This is a genomic window from Lysinibacillus capsici (assembly GCF_003367505.1).
GTDB classification, from domain to species: Bacteria; Bacillota; Bacilli; order Bacillales_A; family Planococcaceae; genus Lysinibacillus; species Lysinibacillus capsici.
The window spans coordinates 34,652-59,174 of sequence record NZ_PXXX01000011.1 but is presented as its reverse complement, the minus strand read 5'-3'; the positions used below and the strand labels follow the sequence as shown (position 1 = coordinate 59,174).

General features: G+C 38.7%; 18 protein-coding genes and 1 riboswitch. Of the genes, 4 read left to right on the top strand and 14 right to left on the bottom strand.

What is annotated here, in order from left to right; genetic code table 11:
- Positions 1 to 41: 41 nt before the first annotated feature.
- Both C7B89_RS09425 and C7B89_RS09420 read left to right on the top strand, forming a co-directional pair.
- Positions 42 to 692 (top strand): 5-bromo-4-chloroindolyl phosphate hydrolysis family protein, encoded by a 651-nt coding sequence (locus C7B89_RS09425; protein WP_004230101.1) that lies wholly within the window; start codon positions 42 to 44, stop codon positions 690 to 692.
- A complete protein-coding gene (locus C7B89_RS09420) occupies positions 689 to 1,756 on the top strand; it encodes a toxic anion resistance protein (RefSeq protein WP_009371332.1) in 1,068 nt (355 codons plus the stop codon). Before C7B89_RS09425 ends, C7B89_RS09420 begins: the two co-directional genes overlap by 4 nt.
- A 48-nt stretch (positions 1,757 to 1,804) precedes the next feature.
- Here the strand turns inward: C7B89_RS09420 and C7B89_RS09415 are convergent, their stop codons facing one another.
- The 9 genes from C7B89_RS09415 to C7B89_RS09375 all read right to left on the bottom strand — a co-directional run bounded on the left by C7B89_RS09415 (position 1,805) and on the right by C7B89_RS09375 (position 14,017).
- Entirely contained in the window at positions 1,805 to 2,002 is a 198-nt protein-coding gene (locus C7B89_RS09415) for a DUF6501 family protein (protein ID WP_048392887.1), read from the bottom strand.
- A gap of 263 nt (positions 2,003 to 2,265) precedes the next feature.
- Positions 2,266 to 2,997: an amino acid ABC transporter ATP-binding protein gene (locus tag C7B89_RS09410; RefSeq protein WP_004230107.1), complete on the bottom strand. Its 732-nt coding sequence runs from the start codon at positions 2,995 to 2,997 to the stop codon at positions 2,266 to 2,268.
- Positions 2,998 to 3,009: 12 nt separating this feature from the next.
- Positions 3,010 to 3,735, bottom strand: coding sequence for an amino acid ABC transporter permease (locus C7B89_RS09405; protein ID WP_112118694.1), 726 nt, complete (start codon positions 3,733 to 3,735; stop codon positions 3,010 to 3,012).
- Positions 3,736 to 3,905: 170 nt separating this feature from the next.
- Complete coding sequence (locus C7B89_RS09400) at positions 3,906 to 4,763, bottom strand: transporter substrate-binding domain-containing protein (RefSeq protein WP_004230114.1); 858 nt, start codon at positions 4,761 to 4,763, stop codon at positions 3,906 to 3,908.
- 119 nt (positions 4,764 to 4,882) lie between these two features.
- A riboswitch (Lysine riboswitch) is annotated at positions 4,883 to 5,069 on the bottom strand.
- Positions 5,070 to 5,409: 340 nt separating this feature from the next.
- Positions 5,410 to 6,672 carry a 2-oxoglutarate dehydrogenase complex dihydrolipoyllysine-residue succinyltransferase gene (gene odhB / locus C7B89_RS09395; RefSeq protein ID WP_048392889.1) on the bottom strand — a complete coding sequence of 421 codons (1,263 nt, stop codon included), beginning with the start codon at positions 6,670 to 6,672 and terminating at the stop codon, positions 5,410 to 5,412.
- 90 nt (positions 6,673 to 6,762) lie between these two features.
- On the bottom strand, positions 6,763 to 9,588 hold the full coding sequence (locus C7B89_RS09390; protein ID WP_048392890.1) for a 2-oxoglutarate dehydrogenase E1 component: 2,826 nt from the start codon (positions 9,586 to 9,588) through the stop codon (positions 6,763 to 6,765).
- Between the two features lie 232 nt (positions 9,589 to 9,820).
- Positions 9,821 to 11,206, bottom strand: coding sequence for a HAMP domain-containing sensor histidine kinase (locus tag C7B89_RS09385; RefSeq protein WP_115673570.1), 1,386 nt, complete (start codon positions 11,204 to 11,206; stop codon positions 9,821 to 9,823).
- On the bottom strand, positions 11,203 to 11,877 hold the full coding sequence (locus C7B89_RS09380; protein ID WP_048392894.1) for a response regulator transcription factor: 675 nt from the start codon (positions 11,875 to 11,877) through the stop codon (positions 11,203 to 11,205). The genes C7B89_RS09385 and C7B89_RS09380 overlap by 4 nt, the downstream gene beginning before the upstream one ends.
- Before the next feature lie 112 nt (positions 11,878 to 11,989).
- The gene (locus C7B89_RS09375; RefSeq protein WP_115673569.1) at positions 11,990 to 14,017 is read right to left on the bottom strand and encodes a diguanylate cyclase domain-containing protein; all 2,028 of its coding nucleotides are present in this window, start codon (positions 14,015 to 14,017) and stop codon (positions 11,990 to 11,992) included.
- Between the two features lie 542 nt (positions 14,018 to 14,559).
- Between C7B89_RS09375 and C7B89_RS09370 the strand changes: the two genes are divergently transcribed.
- Positions 14,560 to 15,108: a GNAT family N-acetyltransferase gene (locus C7B89_RS09370; protein ID WP_004230128.1), complete on the top strand. Its 549-nt coding sequence runs from the start codon at positions 14,560 to 14,562 to the stop codon at positions 15,106 to 15,108.
- 80 nt (positions 15,109 to 15,188) lie between these two features.
- Here C7B89_RS09370 and C7B89_RS09365 read toward each other — a convergent pair whose 3' ends face one another.
- Positions 15,189 to 16,265: an undecaprenyldiphospho-muramoylpentapeptide beta-N-acetylglucosaminyltransferase gene (locus tag C7B89_RS09365; RefSeq protein WP_115673568.1), complete on the bottom strand. Its 1,077-nt coding sequence runs from the start codon at positions 16,263 to 16,265 to the stop codon at positions 15,189 to 15,191.
- Between the two features lie 171 nt (positions 16,266 to 16,436).
- Between C7B89_RS09365 and C7B89_RS09360 the strand changes: the two genes are divergently transcribed.
- A complete protein-coding gene (locus tag C7B89_RS09360; protein WP_048392901.1) occupies positions 16,437 to 17,783 on the top strand; it encodes an MATE family efflux transporter in 1,347 nt (448 codons plus the stop codon).
- Between the two features lie 43 nt (positions 17,784 to 17,826).
- Here the strand turns inward: C7B89_RS09360 and C7B89_RS09355 are convergent, their stop codons facing one another.
- From C7B89_RS09355 to C7B89_RS09340, 4 genes are all read right to left on the bottom strand, one after another.
- Positions 17,827 to 18,903 carry a Ger(x)C family spore germination protein gene (locus tag C7B89_RS09355; protein WP_115673567.1) on the bottom strand — a complete coding sequence of 359 codons (1,077 nt, stop codon included), beginning with the start codon at positions 18,901 to 18,903 and terminating at the stop codon, positions 17,827 to 17,829.
- A complete protein-coding gene (locus C7B89_RS09350) occupies positions 18,893 to 19,921 on the bottom strand; it encodes a GerAB/ArcD/ProY family transporter (protein ID WP_115673566.1) in 1,029 nt (342 codons plus the stop codon). The genes C7B89_RS09355 and C7B89_RS09350 overlap by 11 nt, the downstream gene beginning before the upstream one ends.
- Positions 19,918 to 21,351, bottom strand: a complete 1,434-nt coding sequence (locus tag C7B89_RS09345; protein ID WP_115673565.1) for a spore germination protein — start codon at positions 21,349 to 21,351, stop codon at positions 19,918 to 19,920. Before C7B89_RS09345 ends, C7B89_RS09350 begins: the two co-directional genes overlap by 4 nt.
- Before the next feature lie 121 nt (positions 21,352 to 21,472).
- Complete coding sequence (locus C7B89_RS09340) at positions 21,473 to 24,427, bottom strand: EAL domain-containing protein (RefSeq protein ID WP_115673564.1); 2,955 nt, start codon at positions 24,425 to 24,427, stop codon at positions 21,473 to 21,475.
- Positions 24,428 to 24,523: the final 96 nt, after the last annotated feature.

Sequence of the window (24,523 nt, the reverse complement as noted above, 5' to 3'; positions counted from 1 at the left end):
ATAAGAAGATAGACATATTGAAAAGCAAGGAGGATGAAACAATGCTTAGTGTCGGACAGTTTTTCTCTAGACATAGTGCCAGCTTTCTTATTTCGCTCACAACTGTTTCTATCGCAGCAATTGCGGCAAATCCTGGATTCTTCCTTGGTGGTTTACTGTTTGCGGGTTCCTATGCGACGAGTACAGCGTTGCTGAAACATAGACAAAAAAAGAAAGTCATGCAAATAGCAGGCATCACAAAAGAAGAATTCAAACACATTGAAACACAAGTATTAACAGCTAATAAGCATATTCAAACATTGAGTCAAAACTATTTACGTGTACGTTCTGTTTCAGCGTTTAAACAACTACTTGAAATGACGCGTATCTCCAAAAATATCGTCAAAATCGTCAAGACAGACCCACGTAAATTTTATAATGTGGAACCATTTTTCTATGCACACTTACCTTCTGCTGTAGAATTAACGGATAAATATACAATGCTTTCCAAGCAGCCAGTGAAGGATAAGGAAATTCAATTAACTTTATCCAAAACACGTGAAACCCTAACTGATTTGAATGACACAATTCAAATTGATTTGAAGGATGCGCTTGCAAATGATATCGATCATCTGCAAATGGAGATTGAATTCGCAAATCGTTCCAATCTTAGACGTAGAGAACAATTGGACTGGCGAGGCGATGATAAATGACAGCAAACGAACACGCATTTCAACTAAATACCATACCAGGGCTTTCTCCACTAGTCCAATCCTATTTAGAAACAACTCCGCAAAACGAGGCGATGGCGACTTATGAAACGCTATCGCCTCTTGCACAAAGTCGTGCATTACTGTATGCCAGTCAAATCGATTTGACTGATTTTGAATCATTGCTGTCCCTTGGGCAAGATTCACAGCGAGCTCTGTCTCAATTTGCCGACCGCATGCTTGCTCAAGTAAAGCAAAAGGATGTCACTAAAATTGGTCAAATGCTGGATTCTTTAATGCAGACGTTAGATCGAGTAGATCCAACTGCTTTGGAACCAAAAAAGCAAACCTTTTTCAAAAAAATCTTTGGCAAAACCGAGCCTAATGTGAAGCAAACACTCACAGAATTTGAACGTATTAGTATACAGGTGGAACGCATTGGCGTTCAGCTAGAACGTGCACAGCTTCAGCTGATAAAAGATGTTGAAAACTTAGAGGCGCTTTATGCCCATAATCGAGGATTTTTTGAGGAATTGGCAACGGCGATTGCCGCAGGACAAATGAAAAAGCAGCAAGCCATTGAGGTAGAGCTACCTGCACAAATAACGAGTGTCCAAGCTACCAAACAGCCACTTGCGATCCAGCAATTAAATGACTTTGCTGCTCAAATCGAAAGACTCGATCAACGTATTTATGATTTACAAGTATCACAGCAAGTCGCTCTGCAAACAGCTCCTCAAATCCGTATGATTCAGCAGGCCAATCAAACATTAGCTGAAAAAATTGAGTTTTCTATCGTTACCTTGATTCCGCTCTGGAAAAACCAACTGGCGATGATGCTATCGATGCATATGGATCATCATTATGCACGTTTAGAGGAGCGATTATCAAGGGCTCATGATCGCTTCTCAAGTCCCACGTTTGAACAGCAAGTTTCGAAGTTTAAAGAAACACAGCAAGAGCTGCAAACAGCAATTAAAGATGTCTTTGCCCTGCATACCGCAACTGAACAAGAGAAACAACAGCTACAGGATGTGGCGGGTGCTAGCAGCTATCAGCGAGATTAACAAAAAAATGGGTGGCTCAGCAAATGTTCTGAACCACCCTGTTTGTTTTTATTCAAAATAATCTTTATAGTAGCCACCGACATTACCTGTGTTGTCGATGATAAAAACGAACTCTTCTGTTTCATTTTTCACTTCATACTCTTTTCCTACTGTTAATACGTTTGATACTAAGTATTTCGATGCATTTGTATGTTTGCAAGTAACCGTTCGTAATGTTGGCGCATCTTTCCATTTTAAATGTAACATATTCTCTCTACCTCTCTTTACTAGCAAAAGCTAATGTCTATTGCTTATTTTATAATATTTTTGGTCTTTTGTGGAGAAAAAAGAAATACTATACCTATTCTATCCAAAAAAAATGAATATTTGAGGTGTTATGATGAGTTTTGGTGGTGTACCGCAATGGTTTTTTATCATTGCTGTAGCATTCGCAATCTGCTTTGTACTTTATGCAGAATGGAATTCTAGAAAATAAGTGAGTCCAACAGGTTGGACTCACTTTTTTGTGCTTATTTTAATGTACGCTTTAAAAATTCCTTCGTACGTTCATGTTGTGGATTGACTAATACTTGTGCTGGAGGGCCTTCTTCCACAATTACACCTTTATCCATAAAGACAACACGATCTGCTACTTCTTTGGCAAATTCCATCTCATGTGTCACGATGAGCATCGTATTGCCCTCGTTTGCTAGCTGACGCATTACCTTTAATACCTCACCCACCATTTCTGGGTCTAATGCGGATGTTGGCTCATCGAATAGCATTACATCAGGATTCATTGATAAGGCACGAGCGATGGCCACACGCTGCTTTTGTCCGCCTGAGAGTTGACGGGGCTTGGCATTCACATATTGATCCATGCCAACGATTTTCAAATATTTAAGCGCCGTTTCTTCTGCTTCTTTTTTCGAACGTTTTAACACTTTGATTTGGCCCACTGTGCAATTACTTATGACATTGTGGTTGTTAAATAAATTGAACTGCTGGAACACCATGCCTAAATGTGTGCGATATTCTTGAATATTGTGCTTTTCATCTAGGATGTCTTCCCCTTTATAAATAATTTGACCGCCACTTGGCGTTTCTAATAAATTTATGCAACGAAGCAATGTGGATTTACCAGAGCCAGAGGAGCCAATTAAACAAACTACCTCCCCTTTTTCCACTTGGAAATTCACATCTTTTAACACTTGGTTACGTCCAAATGATTTACTTAAATGCTCGATTTTAATGACTGCCATTTGTGCGTCCCCCTATACGGCTTCTTTTTGTTCTTTTTGATAGGCATCAGGACCATCTAGACGTTTTTCAACATACAGAAGGATGCGAGATGCGGTAAATGTCATGATGAAATAAAGAACACATGCAACGAAGAATGATTCGAAATAACGGAAGTTGTTACCCGAAATTGATTTTGTTTGGAAGAATAATTCCGTTACTCCAATGACATTTAATACGGCTGTATCTTTAATATTCATGATTAATTGGTTACCTGTCGCTGGTAAAACATTACGCGCTACTTGTGGTAAGACAACATGAAGCATAATTTGGAAGTGGTTCATGCCAATTGCTGATGCTGCCTCGTATTGACCATTATCAATGGATACAATACCGCCACGAACAATTTCTGCCATATATGCCCCAGTATTGAGGGAAACGACTAAAATACCTGCTGTAATAAAGTGCATATCGATACCGAATGCGATATCTAATCCGTAGTAGACAACCATAGCTTGTACAATCATTGGTGTACCACGGAAAAATTCAACATAGCATGTTAGCATAAAATTAATGAGCTTTAAGCTATAAAATTTCACACCTTTTTTACGAACTGGAATCGTATGCATAATTCCGATGAAAAATCCGATAAATGCACCAATAATTGTACTAATACTCGAAATCAGTAACGTATAATACGCACCTCGTAAAAACATTTGCCAGTTGTTTTCAATAATTGAAAGTATCCATTCAAGACTCATGATGTTCCTCCTAACAATGTCATCTTGCTCGCTTATTTCTTTTGTGTCCTAGCTCTTTCTACCATTCTATGATCTGTCACGCTAGGACATTATCATTATGTAGAGAGGTTCTCATTTTGATAATGATGAAATGATCATGCACGGACTAATTGCTAGTCCGTGCCATGTCATTATTGTGCTGCGGGTTGTTGAGAAATAGCTTCTTCCATAATCGCTTGACGATCATCTTCTGAAATGCCTTTTAGGATTTCATTGATTTTTTCACGATTTGCGTCATCTTTACGTAAGCCTACAGCAATTGAAGTATTTGATAGGTCTGTATCAAAGCCTTCTTCAAATGCTACATAGGTGAATTTATCGTTGGCAGCAGAAGCGGAAATGCCCTCTGGACGTTCAGCTACATAGCCATCAATTTTACCTGCTTCTAACGCCACACGCATTGCTGGGAAGCTCTCCATTGCTGTTTGCTTTTCTACGCCTTTAATTTGATCGATAACTGTGTAGTTTGATGTATTTAATTGTGATGTAATTTTAGCACCTGAGAAGTCTTGAATCGATTTTGCGCCTTCATATTTGCTACCTTTTTTAATAACCATAACAAAATCAGAAGTATAATAGTTTTCTGTAAAATCAATTGTTTTCTTACGTTCTTCTGTTGGTGACATACCTGCAATAATTGCATCAATTTTGTTTGATTGTAGCGCTGGAACTAAACCGTCCCACTCCATTTTAACAATGACTAACTCTTTGCCTAGACCTTCAGCGATTTTCTTTGCCATTTGTACATCATAGCCACCTGCGTACTCTGCATTATCCGCAATTTTCACTGCGCCATTTGCATCGTCTTGCTGTGTCCAGTTGAACGGTGGGTAGCCAGCCTCCATTCCAATTCGGAATTCACCGCCACCTTCTTCTTTGTCAGTTCCAGCATCACTTGAACCGCCCTCTTTTTTGTCACTTGTGCCACATGCAGCTAGCACAATTGCCGTCATGATAGAGATCATTACTAACAACCATTTTCTTTTCATGAAAAACTCCCCTTTTCTGTAAAAAAATAAGACAACTGTACTAAAAAAGACCTAAGTTTATTGAACTTAGGTCTTACCTTTTATGACAGTTGCCCAAATCCTCACTATAATTTCCATGTTTCCGAGATAGCACAACCTAGTAAATCTGGAAATCCATTTACTAGGACAGTCCTGCACTTATTCACTGCAGACCCAGTATAAAAGTACGAGCTCCTTTTATACTTCGGCGATATTTCCTTCTTCATTGCGTCTTCGCTTGCTTTTACTCAACAATGAACTAATAAATACCGCGCCTCTACCTCACTGGTAACAATTCGTGAGGTTTGTTTATTTAATTGATATTTAGATACTACTATAAAACTAATATGTTCGTCAAGACGATTTTAACATTTTTCTGACTAATGACAATATTAGGATATTGTGCGTTCTGCTTCCACTTTAAATCGTTGAACTTTTATTGATATTTCTGAAAATTACAACAAATATTTATTATAGAGTATGTTCTATATATGAGAAAAGTTGCGTTTTTTTCTTTCTTTGCTCCTCTAAACGATGTACCATTCGTACTCTTTCAAGCATAGAATCGGTCAATACCTTTCGTCATACAAAAAACCCTGCTGAACATTGTTCGCAGGGTTTAATGGAATTATGAATTTAATAATAAATCTTCAGGATTTTCGATTAATTCTTTAACTGTTTTTAAGAATCCTACAGAATCTTTACCATCGATGATACGGTGATCGTATGAAAGTGCTACATACATCATTGGACGGATTTGAACTTCACCATTTACTGCAACTGGACGGTTTACAATTGAGTGCATACCTAAAATACCAGCTTGCGTACCGTTCATAATTGGTGTTGACATTAATGAACCGAATACACCACCATTTGTGATTGTGAATGATCCACCAGCCATGTCATTTAAGCCTAATTTTTTATCACGAGCTTTTGTCGCTAAGTTAGCAATATCTTTTTCGATTTCTGCAAAGTTTTTGCTATTTGCATCGCGTACAACTGGTACGACTAAACCTTCTTCAGTCGATACAGCAATACCGATATCAAAGAAGTTATTTAAATGAATTTCATCGCCAGAGATTTGAGCGTTTACGTATGGGTATTTTTTCAGTGCTGCAACAACAGCTTTAGTGAAGAATGACATGAAACCAAGTTTGATGTCGTTTGCTTTTACAAACTCTTCTTGTTTACGTTTACGAAGTGCCATGATGTTTGTCATGTCAATTTCGTTGAATGTTGTTAACATTGCTGTTGATTGTTTAACTTCTAATAAACGTTTTGCAATTGTTTGGCGACGACGGCTCATTTTTTCAATTGTTACACGGTCAGAATTAGCTGCTGGTGTGAATACTACTGGGCCACCTGAAGTTGCTACGGATGTAGGTGCTGCTGCTGGTGCTACAGCTGGTGCTGTACCATGAGCTGCTACATCTTGTACACGTACACGTCCTTGTGGATCTACTGGAGATACCGCTGCAAGGTCAATACCTTTTTCACGTGCAAGACGACGTGCTGCTGGAGATGCAACTACACGCTCACCAGAAGTTTCTTCTACTACTGGAGCTGCTGCAACTGGTGCAGGTGCTGCTTGTGGCGCTGCTGGTGCAGGTGCTGCCTCAGTTGGTGCTGCCGCTGCTGGAGCTGCTGCTGCGCCTTCGCCTGCTTCTACTACTGCGATAACTTGACCAACTAGTACAGTATCGCCTTCTTCAGCTAAAATTTGTGTTAATACACCTGCTTCTTCAGAAATGATCTCAGCGTTTACTTTATCTGTTTCAAGTTCAACGATGAATTCACCTTTTTCAACGCGATCGCCCACTTTTTTTACCCACTGTGCGATACTACCTTCTGTAATCGATTCTGCTAATTCAGGGACTTTAATTTCAGCCACTTTCATTTCCTCCTTTGATTAACGTGCATGACGCACATAGAAGGGCTACTGCTTAAGGGCAAGTAGCCCGGTTTCAAAAATTGATATATGTTATTTAACCTTTACTGGCTCAGCAACCGCTTCTTCAATAAGAGCTGCTTGTGCTGCTTTATGAGAATCTGCATCCCCTTCAGAAGTTGAGCTCATTGCAGGACGGCCTACATAGCGAAGTTTTTTACCTTCTGAAAGTTCATATAATGTTTCTAATGCATAATTCCATGAGCCTTGGTTTTTAGGTTCTTCTTGTACCCAAACAATCTCTTTTGCATTAGGATACTTAGCAATGATACCAGCTACTTGCTCTTTTGGGAATGGGTAAAGTTGTTCTACACGAATAATGTGTAGGTGATCGAAGCCTTCGCCGTCTTTCACGCGCTCTGCTAAGTCGATCATCACTTTACCTGTACCTAAAACGATACGCTCTACAGCTTCTGGTTTAGCCCCTAAGCCTGGTTGTTCAATCACTTCTTGGAATGAACCATTTGCTAATTGCTCAGCATTCGCCGCAGCTAATGGGTGACGTAATAATGATTTTGGTGATACGACTACAAGTGGACGTACCCCTTCTGTACCTAATAATGCTGCTTGACGGCGTAATAAGTGGTAGTAGTTTCCTGCATTTGAACAGTTCGCTACAAACCAGTTATTTTCAGCTGACATTTGTAAATAGCGTTCCATACGGCTTGAAGAGTGCTCTGGACCTTGACCTTCATAACCATGAGGTAAAAGGATAACTAGACCAGATTTTTGACCCCATTTTGAGCGTGCCCCTGAAATAAAGTTATCAAACATCACTTGTGCCATATTCGCAAAGTCACCGAATTGTGCTTCCCATACTGTTAGTACATGGCTATTTTCTAGGTTGTAACCATACTCAAAGCCTACCACCCCAGCTTCAGTCAGTGGAGAGTTGTGTACTGTAAAGGATGCGTTCGCACCAGAAATATGGTGTAGTGGTGTGAAGACATTGCCATTGTTTTTATCATGCAGTACTAAGTGACGTTGAGAGAATGTACCACGTTGTGCATCTTGACCTGTAAAGCGTACTGGTGTGCCATCTTGAATAATCGTTGCATACGCTAAAGTTTCAGCATGACCCCAGTCAACTTTTGCAGACGCATAAGCATCACGGCGTTTTTCTAAGATTTTACCAAGCTTTTTCTGTGGTTCAAAGTTTTCTTCAAACACTAAAAGCTCTTCATTGATTTTTTCTAAACGTTCCGCACCTACTGCTGTATCAATTTGTGGGAACTCTACTTTTAATTCTTCTGGCATTTCTAAATGATGATGATCATCTTTTTCTGCCATTTCTTTGACGTGGTCATAGGCTGCTTGCATTTCTGCATAGATAGCTGTATCTAGTGCAGCTACATCATCAGCAGTTACAAGACCTTCTGCCACTAATTGTGCACCATATAATGCACGCACTGTTTCATGTTTAGACACTAATTTGTATGTTTCTGGGTTTGTCACTGTTGGGTCATCTGTTTCATTATGACCATGGCGACGGTAACCTACTAAGTCCACAATAATGTCTTTGCCAAATGTTTGACGGTAGTTTGCCGCAAAACGTCCAACTTGCACTACTGCCTCTGGGCTATCTGCGTTGACATGGATTACTGGTACTTCATAGCCTTTTGCAGGGTCAGAAGAATACACAGAAGAACGAGAATCATAATGTTCTGTTGTGAATCCAATCATATTGTTTGCGATAATATGGATTGTTCCACCTGTTGTAAAGCCTTCTGTTTTAGCGAAGTTTAACACTTCTGTTACAATCCCTTGACCTGGGAATGCAGCATCACCGTGTACAAGAATGCCTAAGCCCTTTGTACGGTCAAAAATAGGTTGCCCTGGTTTAGATGTATCATCTTGTGTTGCACGAGTAGCACCAAGTACTACTGGATTGCCCACTTCTAAGTGAGATGGGTTGTAAGCCAATTTCACATTCATACCGGATTCACGGTTGTAAGAAGCACCCATGTGGTATTTCACATCACCTGTCCAACCTTTTGTAATTTCAAGGCGGCCATGCTCTGGCATAAATAAATCATTGGAAACATGTGCAAAATCAGAGAACATCATGTCATAAGGTTTATTTAAAATGTGTGTTAAAACGTTTAAGCGACCACGGTGTGCCATACCAATACGTACGTTTTCCACATTTTTTGCTTCTGCCGTTTTAATAATTTCATCAAATAGAACGATTTGCGTATCTAAGCCCTCACCTGAGAAACGCTTTTGTCCTACAAAAGTTTTATGAATAAATTTCTCGAAATTTTCAACGCGAGTTAAACGATCTAATAAGGCTTTCTTCTCATCCGCAGATAATGCTTGTTTGAATGAGCCTGATTCGATTTGCGCTTGAATCCAATCACGTTCTTCAGTAGCTACTACGTGACCATATTCAAATGCTACTTTATCTGTATAAATAGCTTTTAAATAGTCGATTGCATCCTTACCATTTTTCACGTTTGCTGGCACATCTTTGAAGAAGATTGCTGCAGGAATTTCAGCTAAATCTGCAGCGCTTAAGTTGAACGCGCTTTCTTCAATTTGAGCTGTTTGTAGTTCACGGTTTTTCAGAGGATAGATATCTGCTGCTAAATGACCGCGTGAACGAATTGCATCTGCTAGTTTTACAGCGGCTAACACTTTTTTGTAATCGCCAGCAGGAGCCGCTGCTGTATGACTAGCTACAGCTACTTCACCTTCTACTACTACTGGTGCACCAAATTGTTGGAATAAAGAAACTAACTCCGGTTCTACTTCTTCAGGAGACTGTAAGAATAAGTCGTATTGCTCCATCACATATCCTAGGTTAGGACCAGAGAAAGCTGACCATGGAGAACTTACAGTTGTAACGTTGTTCGACATGAAAAATGACCTCCAAATTTTGCCTTTCGGCAGTTCCATTAATTAAATTGCAATTAATTATATAATATTTAGCCGTTCTTTAAAAGAATGTTTCTCACTACTTTTCCATATTTTAAAGAACGTTTTTTCCATCTCAATCTTACTACTCTTCACAAAAAATACAACTCTTTTTAGCAAATTAAGCAATTTTTTTCGCAAAGGATAGAATAATGAAATAAAGCGTGTATTTTTCTTAATATTTTAGCGGGATTTTCAGCGAGAAAACGGTTCCAATATTAACCTCACTCTTGACTTCTACTGTGGCATTGTATTTTTCAAGTAACATCTTCGAAATACTAAGCCCTAAGCCTGTTCCACCAATTTGGCGATTTCTTGCTTCATCCACTCGATAAAAACGATCAAAGATAAACGGAATATTGTCTTGTGCTATTCCTATACCATTATCAGTAATTTCTAAACATGCATAATTTCCAGCAACAGAAATAGAAATTTGTATCTCAGGAATTTTTTCACAATAACGAATGGCATTCTCTATTATATTACGAACGATTTGACTTAGTGCATTTTCGGTGATAAATAACGGACCAATTTCACCATGTTTCGACAGCGATATTCGCGCTTGTGGATGAACAAGCTTTACCTCATCCATCACTGCTTCGATGACCACTAATGCATTGGCCTCACTTGTTTCATCTTTTTCCTCACGCCGTGCAAGCTCTAATAATTCCTCAATCATTTTGCGCATACGAGCAATTTCTGTTAAGGAGGTATCAATGGATTCCTCTAATATGGCAGGATCATGTTTGCCCCATCTTTTTAAAAGAGAAAGATGCCCTTCAATTGCTTGAATCGGTGTACGCAGCTCATGAGAAGCATCGGCGACAAATTGCTGCTGCTGGGTAAATGAGATTTGCAGCTCATTCATCATGGCATTATACATCTTCAGTAAATCACCAATTTCGTCATGTGATGTATAGGTTAGCTGTATAGGCTCCTTAAATCCTTGATCCATCACAGTTTTCATGGATGCACGCAATTCGTGTAGTGGCTTCATTAAATAGTTCGCTAGATAATAGCCAATAGAGCCAGATAACACTAAGGCTCCTAACCCTGCAATCAGCATGGCTGTCAAAAGATAATGCATGAGAGATTGAAAACTAGTTAACGGATGAATCACCTGAATATAGCCTTGGAAAAAGCCCATCCGAATCGGTTCATTGATGACCAGCACATCCTGCTTATCAATGGTCATCTCAAAAATTTCTTGCAACGAATTAAGTGGTGCTGCAGCAGAGGTATCATTGATTCGTAAAATATCCACCCCATCAGCATTAAATATTCGGACCGTCTCATCACGATCAGCAATCGATTTGAGCAAGCCTGTATTTTGCTGAATTTGCTGAATGGTAATTGTAGGACCTTGGGACTCTAAAAAAGAGATGATATCCTTACTTGTCCGATTGACCTTACTCTCCTCATCATTTAATAACCATGTATGCAGAGAAACATAGACGACTACACAAATAATCGTAAAGCTAATAAAGATGACACTGCTTGAGGTCAGCATCCATTTTTTTTGCAGGGACTGCTGACGTAAATAATTTCTTAACTTATTCATTCTCGCATCACATACCCAACACCGCGAACGGTTTCAATATAATCATTCATCGCCCCAGGGAGCTTTGTACGTAAATGTCTGATATAAACATCTACCACGTTGGTCTCGATATCCGTATCATAGCCCCAAACGGATGTTAAAATATGCTCTCGTGTACATACTCTATTTTTGTGCTCAATTAATAGTTTCAATAAGTCATATTCTGTCTTTGTTAGATCAAGTTTATTCCCCTGAACGAAAACTTCATAGGCAGCTACATCTATTTCAATATCCCGTAGGCATAAAGATTCACTGCTTGTCTGCTCTGGCGTGACACGACGTAAAATCGTCCGTATCCTAGCCAGCAGCTCTTCAATCGCAAAAGGTTTGACGATATAGTCATCAGCCCCTGCATCGAGTCCTGCTACACGATCCATCACAGCATCTCGTGCCGTTAATAAAATGATCGGTACTTGTGATTGTGTTCGGATGCGACGGCAAATCTCAATCCCATTAATACTTGGTAACATCACATCCAGTAAAAGTACATCAAAATTTTCCGATGTTGCCAAAGCCAATCCTTCTCGACCATCAAAGGCAGTTTTTACTTCATAGCCTTCGTGTTGTAATTCAAGTTCGACAAAGCGAGCGATATGCTTTTCATCTTCTACCAACAATATCTTCTTAGGCATCATATCACCTTCTATTCCAAAATAACGATGTAGGATTTTTATCCCTATACTGTTATAGCATAACATCAAATAAAAAGTCTGTCTCACAAGGAAAACCTTGTGGACAGACTTTTTAGTGTATATCTGAAATGGAGAGGTTGTTTTTCCCCGACTCTTTTGATTTATATAATGCTTGGTCAGCTAAATCCATTAGCTCATCCAATGTTCGAGCATGGTCTGGGTAATAGGCAATGCCAATTGAAGCAGTTGGTGTAAAAAGATGGTCCTCTATCATCCAGCCTTCTGCTAATTCATCGCGAATCCGTCGAATAATATGCATAATTTGATGATGTCTTTTTTCCTGATCTCTTGTTAAGCCAGTTAAGATGACAATAAATTCATCGCCACCTATTCGAATAACCATATCATGGCTTCGAACTGTTTTGTTCAAGGAACTGCCGAATCGCTGAATAAACGCATCGCCCGTCTCATGGCCAAAGCGATCATTTACTTCTTTAAAATCATCACCATCTATATAGAGCATCGCCACACAGGTTTGATTTTCATTTGCTTTTGCTAGGATTTTAGGAAACTCCTTTTCTAAAAAACGCCGATTAGGTAGCTGTGTTAAAGCGTCGTGATAGGCTAAATACAGCAAATCATTTTCCCTTTCTTTGCGATGTGTAATTTCACGAGACACCATCATAATTTGAGAAACTTTTTCACGTTCAGGGTCGTGCACAACCGTGACATTTCCTTCTGTCCATATCGGTGTTCCATCTTTCGCCTTCAGTAAAAGCTCAAACTGTGAATCTGTTTGCCCTGTATAATTATTCAAGAATGTTTGCCATTCGCCTTTACTTTCTCGATCAATAATGTCACTGTAAAACTGTCCTTGTAGCTCTACATTTTCATAACCTAAATAAATACCATAGGACGGGGAAGCATAAATAATGATGCCATCCTCATTTGTAATCACAATTAAATCATTTGTATTTTCTGTGATGAGTCTGAAAGTACGTTCAATATTTTTTAATTCTGTGAACATTCTTTTCTTATCCGTAATATCATAGTTAATGGTTAAAATTTGTTCGATTTGACCAAACTCATCTTTTAATGGAACGATGGTAGTTTCTACCCAGTAATCGGCATGATATTTCGTTCGATAGCAAAGTTCTCCACGCCACATTCCCATCGTGTCCAGCTTATCTTCAATTATTTGAAAAAGGTCTTGCCCACGGAATCGTGGTTCAATCAATGCGTAGGGCTGACCGATTAACTCCTCCGCCGTGTAGCCAGAAGCCTGTAAAAACATCTCACTCACTTCGGTAATGTTACAATTATGATCTAATACAGCAATGGCTGTAGCTGAATTTAGTGCAGATTTAAATACTTCTAGCCCGTGAGACTTCGAGCGTAATTCTGCTTTTTGTAAAGTAAATTGTGTAAAATCTTGCATGATAAGAAATATGGCAAAGGAATTATCACCCTGCATCACTGGTGATAGTGACAGTAAATACATGCGTTCCTGCTGGTCCAATGTATGCAATTTAATAAACTTCTCGCCAACGTTTTCCCCTCTTGCAGCTTTTTGCAAACAAATTTTTATTTGTTCAACTTCTTCCTTTGGAATAATCGGTAAATCCACAAACATTTTCTGTTTGACGGTTTCATTATCTAATTGAAAATCTTCCATAAAGCTTGAATTCACTTCGTATATCATTCCTTCAGCCGATAAAATGACTGTTGAGAAAAAGGCATGGTCAAACATGGACCGCATAAATAAAAATTTATCTTCAATACTGCGGTCATAAAGTATTTCCTTCGTGATGGCTAAAATATAGTCTTCGTTCTTATATTTCAACGGTCTGACGGATGTTTCATATTTACGAACCTCCGACTGAACATATGCATAATCTACATAGTCAACCTGTTTATGTTCTCTAATGGCCTCATGGTAATTTTTCTGAATGATCAAAAAATTACGCTTTGAGGTAACGGTCGAAATCATTTTGCCAATCGCCTCATTCGATAACAGATCCTGAGCTGCTTGATTTAAGCGAATATATTGATAATCGTCCCCTACTTTTTTCACGAGAAAAACAAAATCCTTGCCAATAAATAATGAGTTAAAGAAATCTTCGCTTAAAATATACTCCATGCTGTCACCTCCAGAAAAGCCATTGCCATCATGATAGAAATGTTCGTATGTATGTGTTGTTAGATTGAAAATAATACTACTATTATAACATAAAAATAAAAAATTACCTTTCTAGAATCATAAAAATTATATCCTTTTAAGGATAATATTTGATATATTACCTATTATAACAAGCCAACAATACTACTAAAGATGCAGATAAATGATTAATATTAGATAAAATTGATAGGTTAGACTTAATGCTAAAAAACAACAATATTATGGATAATCACATTTCATTTATCAGAATTTACTGACTATTAAACTCAAATTTTGTTTTTATACGAGCAAAATGATTGCATCAAGCAGATTATATGTTATATTATATTTAAAAAACTAGCCTTTTTTCGGTATGGTCGAAATCAGTAAGACAGCGGGAGATTATGGAATATCATAGTTATAACGTCTAGTTCTTTGGGTTTTAATTCCAGTACGAATTTTAGTTTTCTTCTTTATGCTTCAACGGAATTGTTTTAACTACCCTAGTAAAGGAGGCGTTTCGTATGCTTAAACATCGAGACCTGCATGAATGTACAGAGCTTTATGAGCTATTATCACACCCTTCTGTATTCCCTTTTGTCCGTCAAAAAGCCACATCCGCTGATGAATATTGGTTTATGACAAAACAACTGATTGAAGAGGAAGCGAGAGGACTCGCTATCTCGAGGACCATAACTGATGATTGGGGTCAACCAATCGGCACCATTAGTATTCACGATGTGGAGGACGGTGCAGGCTTTCTAGGAACGTGGATTGGACTCCCTTACCAAGGTAAAGGTTATAATCAAAAAGCAAAAATGTTATTTTTGAACGAGTTATTTTTTGACTATAATTTTCATACGGTCTTTCTCCGTATACGTGTTGAAAATTTAAAATCACAGCGTGCTGCTTTAAAGCTTCCCTATGTGGTGAGTGCCAATGAAAGTCATCCAACATTATTAGCGCAGGTTAATAGCGGTGAGGCACAATTTAATTTATTTAAAATTCCAAAAGATTTATTCTACCTAACAACTGCACATCAAATGCAAGAAGGCGAAGAGCAAGCAATGTAGTGTGTATATATAAAAGAGAAGCTATAAGGTTTTGTCATTTCGACCTACCTCATAGCTTCTTTTCTTTTTTCAAATAGCACTTATTTCTTGTACCGTAAAATTAATGACGCCATTTCATCTGGTGTTTTTGGTTTTTGCGTTTTTGCCATTGTCTCCACCATTTCCACTTTACGCTCTGTTAGTGTATGAACAGACTTCATAAAAGATTCCTTTGTCAACTCGTCTTCCTGTAACACTTCTGCGTAACCTTGTTTTTTAAACAAGTTGGCATTTAGAATTTGATCTCCACGGCTTTTTTGCGCTGAGAGAGGTACTAATAGCATCGGCTTGTGAAGCGCTAAAAATTCAAAAATGGAGTTAGAGCCTGCTCGTGACACAATAAAGTCTGCAGCATGCAATAAATCAGGTAACTCAGTTGTCACATACTCAAATTGCTTGTAGCCTGGCATTGCCTCCAGTGCTTCATCATAATTCCCCTTCCCACATAAATGAATGATGTGAAATTGCTTGAGGAGCTCTGGTAAGTTTTTACGTAGTGCCTCATTTAAGACAACAGAGCCTAAACTCCCTCCCATAACAAGTAAAACAGGCTTTAAAGTAGAAAAGCCGCAGAAAGCTAGCCCCCTTGCTCTTTCTCCCTCAAATAACTCAGGACGAATAATGGAGCCTGTGCAAGTAGCCTTCTCTTGAGGTAAATGCTTCAGAGTTTCTTCAAAAATTGTGAATACATGCGAAGCAAAAGGTAAGGCTATTTTATTAGCAAGACCAGGTGTTACATCAGATTCATGGATGACGACTGGCACACCTGCTAATTTCGCTGCCATCACAACGGGTACAGAGACAAACCCTCCCTTTGAAAAGACAACCTGTGGCTTCACTTTTTTAATAATACGAAAAGCCTGCATCATTCCAGCAAGCACTTTAAATGGATCTGTAAAATTTTTCATGGAGAAATAACGACGCAATTTACCACTCGCAATGCCATAAAACGGAACATCGGGGAACGCGTCGCCAATTAATTCTTTTTCAATACCTTGCTCTGAGCCAATATAGTGGACATCATAACCAAGTTCTAGTAAAGACGGGAGTATCGCCTGATTTAACGATACATGGCCAGCTGTCCCACCACCGGTTAAAATGATTGTTTGTTGTTTCACACAAATTCTCCTATTCCTTAAAAACCATTGTAGTTAGCACTACTTTTTGTTTACAGTGTTCTATTTTACTATATGCTGACGAAAAGATATAGATGAAGCATGAAAATTTCAGCTTTTCTCTCTTTACATATGCTATACTTGTTCATTATGTTCATGAAGGAAGTAGAAAATATGTATCAAACATCCACAATTAAGGAAAAATACGTGCTACTCTTAAAAATGATTGTCCCTATTTTAGTGACACAGGTAGCTATTTATCTTATTTCATTTTTTGATATTTTAATGTCCAGTCGTTACGGGACGGTTGATTTAGCAGGTGTTTCGATTGGTTCCTCTATCTGGATGCCGATTTATACTGGACTTTCAGGTATACTCCTAGCTATTACGCCAATTGTCTCACAGCTTGTGGGAGCGAAAAAAGAGATGGATGCAAAAAAGGCAGTCCAGCAAGGCATTTATGTCGCCATATTGCTGGCGATCCTTATTTTTACAGGACTCTTCTTTGGCATTGATTGGATACTTAGTAAGATGAACTTAGAGTCTGCTGTACATAGCATTGCAAAAGGCTACATCTATGCGATGTGTGCGGGTCTTTTGCCACTTTTCTTATTTTTTGTTATGCGTTGCTTTATTGACGCCCTTGGTCAGACACGGGTCACGATGATCATTACCTTAATGACAACACCCATTAATATCGTGCTGAACTATATCTTTATTTTCGGCAAATTTGGTGCGCCTGAGCTTGGCGGCGTCGGAGCTGGTGTAGCGACAGCAATAACGTACTGGCTAATATTCATGATTACAGTATGGATCATCGCTAAACGAGTACCGTTCGAACGATTCCGTCTGTTTCATGATTGGCCTAAGCTTGAATGGCTTCGATGGAAGGAAATTTTATTGATTGGGGTTCCGATCGGTATTTCCCTATTTGCAGAAACAAGTATTTTTTCTGCTGTGACCATGATGATGAGTAATTTTAGCACAGAAATCATAGCAGCCCATCAGATTGCCATCAATTTCACTTCTCTGTTATACATGGTTCCGCTCAGTATTTCTATGGGTGTCACAATATTAGTAGGTTTTGAGATCGGCGCTGGTCGCATGCGAGATGCTCGTATGTATAGTTATCTATGTGTCGGCACAGCCATTTTATTTAGCTTTATATCAGCTTGCATCTTGTTTATTTTACGTGAACCTGTAGCACATATGTATACGACAGATCAGATGGTACTTGAGTATGCCGTACAATTTTTAGTCTACGCAGCCATTTTCCAGCTATCTGATGCAATACAAGCACCAGTACAAGGCGCATTGAGAGGCTATAAAGATGTTATGATCACGTTTATCATGGCCATTATATCTTATTGGGTAATTGGCTTGCCAGTTGGGTATACCCTTGCCACACATACGGATTTCGGCCCATTTGGCTATTGGATTGGCCTTGTGGCAGGTTTAACAATGGGCGCAATTACTCTTTTAATTCGTCTATTGGTTGTTCAAAAAAGAGTCACTGTTTAACAACAAAAAATCGCTTTTCTCTAACTTGAGAAAGGCGATTTTTTTAGCGTAAAACACCTGTGCGAATGATTTTCACTTGAACAGACGGCACTAGCTGTAAGGATGCATAGACAGCATGCCAATCCTTCTGAAACATTTTGGGGTGATAAGCACGAATATATCGACCAATCCCCAACGTATCCGATTGCTGACCTTGAAGAATCCGCAAAACCTCCTCAAACTCTGCCTGCACATGATCTTGAATCAACTGCTGAACCTCCTTGAAAACGGGGTCTTTATATAAATGGTCATGTGCAAATTCCTCAATTTCTACCTCTATGAGATAATCCATGTCTATTCTTTTTAATTCCTCATTCACCGTCCATTGACGCTTGATATGAATAACATCAGCCGTGATTGGCATCGATTTTCCATCATGCTTCCACATATAGCTCATCCGCGCTTGTTTGCTAGGTTGATTCATTAAGAGAAGCATCGTGAGAGATTGTTTTGGTGTTAATATTGTACCCGTAAACGTTTGACCTGAGAACAAAGCGACACCTGCCGCAACAGCATGCTTTTTATCCTCACTTAACTGAATATACGGAAGTGCTATATCAATTGTCTGTTCAAATAGCATGGAGCCAACCGTCTGTAAATCTAATTTCGGAAAAATTGTATTTTCCTCTGTGCTTTCCATAAAACGTTCATAATAGCCTCCTGCCCCCCCTGCTAAATCCTTTGTTAGCTCTATAAACGGCTTGACATCCCCTTCTGTTACAGCAATTTTTATCGAAATCGGGTTTTGGGGATCACGAAAATAAATATCCAAAATATCATAAAGAGGCTCTCTTACCGTTTGGTCCGATACAAGGATGGTCGATAACTCAGATAAATCAAGTGTTTGTTCTACTTTTAAATTGGCTTGATTCCGTACATCTCTTGGTGAAATGCCGTCCGCTTCAATCACTTCATTTTGCTGAGCTGCTGTATTCGGATAGGCATAATATCCCTTGTATGCCCCTATATATCCGTCCACCCCAACGAGCGTCACAACGGAAGCGTTTTTATAAAGTCGTTCATCCCAACAGCCAGCTAAAAGTAACATAGACAAGAGGAGCATAATCCCTTTACGATACACGTTTTCCCCTCCATTTATTCCAACAAATTATCATCATTGGTAGTAGAATCGTAAACACAATGAGTACGTAGTGTATAGAATTTTTGATAAACTCAATGCGCTGAAATTGCATGACAAATAGCGGCAGGATGGCTAAGAGAAGATGAAAAAAAACAATACTTCGTTTCGGATGCTTCCGTTTTTTTGACAAATAAAGCACACGAAGGGACAAACCGTAGATCATGACCGTAACAATGGACCAAGAAAGCCAAATATAGATGAAAAAAATATCCAGCCGTTTTACAAAATTCACTTCCTGTGATTTTAAAATATACATAATAGGCTCTGGTATTAGTTGAACCTCCTCCAAAGCAAAGAACATTTGTGTAAAGACAACCGAAATAAAATAAAAGAAAAAAATGACGAGTTGATAAATCAATAAGGGCTTTCCCTTCACCTGTAAATCCTGTTTGAGAAATGGACGATAAAGGAGGTACATTTCAATCCCAAAAAAGGCATACATGCTATGAATCATGCCCGCCATGATTTGCCTAGTATTGTTCCACTCAACTGGAAAAAGATTACTCCATGTTAAATCTGGAATAGCCAGCATTAAAAAAATGACAAAGAGGAAAATGATAGGAATTAGCATGACACCAATATTGATGATGGTTTCTGGTCTAACTAAATTGGCATACAAAGATAGCCCTACAATCATCATGACAACAATCCATTCAGGTGTTCGGGGCAAGACCCATGAGGCCAGAACATACCCCATATAGGCAATTAATACAGCTGTTATTAATAACCAATAGATCAGATAGACCCAGCGAAAGAACCCATTTAAAAAGAAAAATTGATAATAGCGTTCAAAAAATAACAGCAAGCCGTAATGGAAGATGCTAGCAAGGAAGAAGACATACCATGCACTATGTTGACTGTATATGATTAACGGTGTTTGAAAGGCAATGTAGACAACACCTGTCTGAATGATAAAGAGTAGTAAAAAAAATTGTGCCTTTGATAGAGAAAAATTCATGGTGTATCCTCATTTTTTCCCTTTTCATCCTTCGGTGGTTGAAAGGAAGTAACTTGGACTGTCGGTCTAATAAATGGCCAGCGTAAAAAAATTTTATAAACAGCTTTCGGTTGAAATGGTACGATAGGTGAAAAATACGGCTGTTTCAATGACGTTAAACTAATTAAATGAATTAATAGGATGACAACTCCTACCACAATGCCTAAAAACCCAAATAATGAGGCAAGTAGCATAAACGGAAAACGGATCATGCGAATCGTGCTATTCAATTCAACGGACGGGACAACATAGCTTGAAATGGCCGTTAAGGCGACAACAATGACCATTAAGTTCGACACGAGTCCCGCACTTACAATGGCATCTCCTATCACTAATCCCCCTACGATCCCAATCGTTTGCCCTACTGATTGTGGTAAACGAATACTTGATTCTCGAATGAGCTCCATAATAATCTCAAGTATCAGTGCTTCAATTAACGGTCGATAAGGTATATCATTAACATCATTTTTTACTTGATTACTTAATTCTAAGGGTAATACCTCAAAGTGAAAGCTAATCACAGCAATATAAAATGCTGGTAAAAAAACCGCCGTTACAAACGACAGTAAACGCACTATTTTATAAAAAGAGCCAACCACTACCCGACTATTATAGTCATCAGGTGTTTGATAGAAAGAGAAAAATGTCACAGGGCCAATCAAGGCAGACGGCGAAATATTGGTCATGACCACAATTTTACCCTCCACTAAGTGGGCTACCACACGATCTGGATGCTCTGTATTTAACAATTGTGGAAATGGCGATAACACGGAATCCTCTAGTGCATCACTTAACTGGCCAATACTATAAAAATAGTCGATTTTAATGTCTGCAATCCGCTTTTCCATCTCTTGTAAGGTTTCAGGCCGTATAACCCCATCCATATAGAGATAATAAGCTTTAGTGTTAGTTTGTTGTCCAATTGTAAAAGATTTGACCACAAGAGCGGGATTATTCACTCGCTTTCGTATCAATGTTAAATTGGTATCCGCCCGCTCCACAAGACCTTCATGGGAGCCTCGCAGAATATGTTCATTGTTTGGCTCCTCAAGATTACGACGAACTTCATTGGTAATCGCTAACGTCAGCATTTTTCCCGTATCAGGCAAAATCACGAGCGTTTCACCTTGGCAAACCCGTTCAATCGCTTGCGGTAGCGCAAAATTATCGAGTGTTGTAAGTAGGGTTTCACTCCAAAAAGGTTTTTCTGTATCTAAACGTGCATAAATGGTATCCAGTATTTTTTGGACTTCCTTCGCATCAACAAGAGAAGCGTAAAAGCATAAAATAGCCGTGTCCCCTTCATGCCAATCTATTTGTCTGACGGTCAAATCCGAGGAATGGTAGAATGCTTTTTGTAGGCTTTTGATCATATACTCCACTTTATCCATAAAACGCCTCCTCTACTGGAGAGTATAAGCATTTTTCGTGTATTTCAAACGCTTAGTTCGTGTGATTCCACGCCATGAAAAAAAGATGCCCTCTAGAACATTTGGGCATCTTCATGATCAGCTATTTTTTAAAATAAGCTTCAATATCCTCATACATAAAGGGCGTTCCCTCTATTTTTTCATGGTGATTATGCAAGGCTGTCATTCGATTGATGATCGGGGCTAATTTTCCTTCATCCTCCTGCGTCAAATTAAAGGCGACGCCATAAGAATAGATTTGGTATTTTTCTTCTAAGGTCCATCTAAAAGTACCCTCTAGGTTAAATGATTGATTCATTAAAATAAAGCTAAATTTAAATTTCATCGTTTGATTAACGGGTAGCTTCAAAGAAGAGCGAATCTTCATGCCGCCTAAGCTAATATTTTCAATGATGATCGGGGTATGACCGATATTAATTTTTTGCTCATTCATTTCGATAATTGTCATGAAGCCCTTCACATAGGCCGGGAATTGAAAACGATAATATTTGCGTCGCTCCACCACAGGTTTTTTATGAACAATCGCTTTTTGTGGTGTTAAAATGCCTTGTGCCAGCATTTTTTCAAAAGCTTTCGCGGGAACAGCCTTCGTATAAATACTACCTTGCAAATAATCACATTGTTGCTGCTTTAAAAAGATAAATTGTTCGTAACTTTCAACTCCTTTTGCCACAACCTGAATACCAAGCATTTTGGCTAAATAAATCGTTGCTGAAATGAGTCCATTTTCAATCGGACGGTCATGACGAATTTCACGGATAAACGCTTCATAGATATGGAGTGTCGTTGGTTGGAATGTTCGCAATGATTCTAAGGATGAGTAGCCTGTTCCAAAATCACCAATAGCAATTTTGACACCGATGTCTTGTAATTCTTTAAGAACGGTCATCACACTTGTACTATTTTTTAAGATGGTACTTTCGCTAATCTCGAACTGTATATAATGAGCGTCAATCGAATTTACCTGTAATTGCTCTTGGACAAACTGAATAAAGCCCTTTTTCATCAGACGGATTGGCGATATCTTAATACTAATTGTTCGCAGCACATGCCCTTGCTGCTTCCAGTGCTGTAACAACGCACATGCTTTTTTAATCACCCAATCTGTAATGATGTGAATCATATGGTTTTCTTCCGCTAATGGAATAAATTCACCAGGTGACACAAGGCCCCATTCTTTATGATGCCAACGAATTAACGCTTCTGCACCGTTGATAACCCCCTTTTGCGGCTCCACCAATGGTTGGAAATATAATTCGAATTCCTCATTTAACATGGCTTGTCGCATATCTCGGTCTAACACATACTGTTTATAGGAAGTAATATCCTCTGTAAAGGCATAAATATGAAAACGATTCCTTCCCTGCTGTTGGGCATAGCATAAAGCTGAATATGCATTTTCTAATAAAATGTTTCTCGTTAAGCCCTCCTCTGGGTAAAAAGCAATACCAATGCTAGCAGATAGGTGCAAGCGATAGTCTTTTATCGAAAAAGGTGTATCAAAGGTTTTCAGTATACGGCTAGCCAGCGCGTAAATATGTTGCTTGCTCACATATTTTTTAATGACAATGATAAAATGCTGATTGTCTAAACGTGCCATGTAACTGTGATCATCTGTTAGTGTTGAAAAGTAGTTAGTCACCGTGCGCAGAAGCTCATCACCGATTTTCGTACCTAGCGCATTATTTAAGATATGAAAGCGGTTAATCGAAATATATAATAGTGCGAAGGGTTCGCCAGCTAAGCATAAGGTATCAACTTTATCATGTAAGCTCAAGCGATTTGGTAAACCTGTCAATTCATCATAATACACTAAATAATTAAGCTTCTTTTCTCGTTCAATCTCCTTTGTAATATCAGTTACTAAGCCGAAAATATGGTTGACCTCCCCTTGCTGATCTAGTCTCGGCACAATTTGCTCCAGCAACCACTTTGTCTGATTCTCCCCCGTTAGGATACGATAAATCACTTGATAGCTTTTGCCTGAAGCGAGATGATCAGTATACGCTAATACCTCCTCACGATGTGCAGGATGAATCATATTAATCCATACTTCTGAGTCATCATAAAGCTTAGCTAATGGAATACCAAGAATTCCTTCCAACCCTTTAGAGGCGAACAGCATATTGCCACGAATGGAATCTCGCATCCAAATCCCTGCATCTAAATTGTCAAAGATAGAATGATAGTTGGCTAATGTATCATTTAGTGTTTTCTCAAGTAGTTTGAAAGCCGTTTCGTCTTTGACAACCCCAATCATCTTAAAGGGCTTGTCATCCTTCCATATGACTTCGGCGGCTGCCTGTAGAAAACGCAGTTCATTGGTTTTACCGTGATAAATTCGGAAGTCACTGTCAAAATTAGTCCCTTTTCGAGCATGATTAAATGCATCATATGTCCTTTCATAATCATCTGGATGAATGAACTGGAAAACGTGATCAATACCATCGTTATCTGAACGTGCAAAGCCAAAAATATGATAAAAGTTATCTGAGCAAAACAGTTTGTCATGCTGAATAAAATACTCCCAGCTCCCAACTGCCGCAATATGCTGGGCGTAATTTAAATGCTTCTCATGTAGCATTAACTGATGCTTCATGGCTGAATACGTGGACATATCTTCAATGATTAAATAGAGCCCCTCCGCCTGATTGTCATCATTTTTGATTGGTATAAACGTCAGTACGAGGCTTAGGTTTTGTCCTTGATGCTGTAGTTTTCCAATATCAATCTTGACCGACTTTCCTCGTAATGTTCGATTGAACGCTCTTTTTAATCGTTTATAATCTACATCAGTCAGAATTTTCTTGAAATCTTCTGCATGACTAGGTCGATATTGTAATAGCTCATAGAGTGCTTCTTGATTGACGTAAATAATTTCGCCATCTGCCGAAAACACAATCATCATATCGGGGTGATACTTGGCAAAGGACATGGCATATGAAAATAAACGATGGTCTTGAGCTGTTGCCAGCGCAAACGTATGCGGTCTTTCTTCTTTTGTAAAAAACTGCTTTAATAGATTCGGCTTTTTCATCCATCTCACCTCTCCCTACTTTTTACCCACTACTTATTTATCAATTCCCCCAAAATACAGTTTAAAAACTACTATTTATAAAAGAGAAAGAAAAGT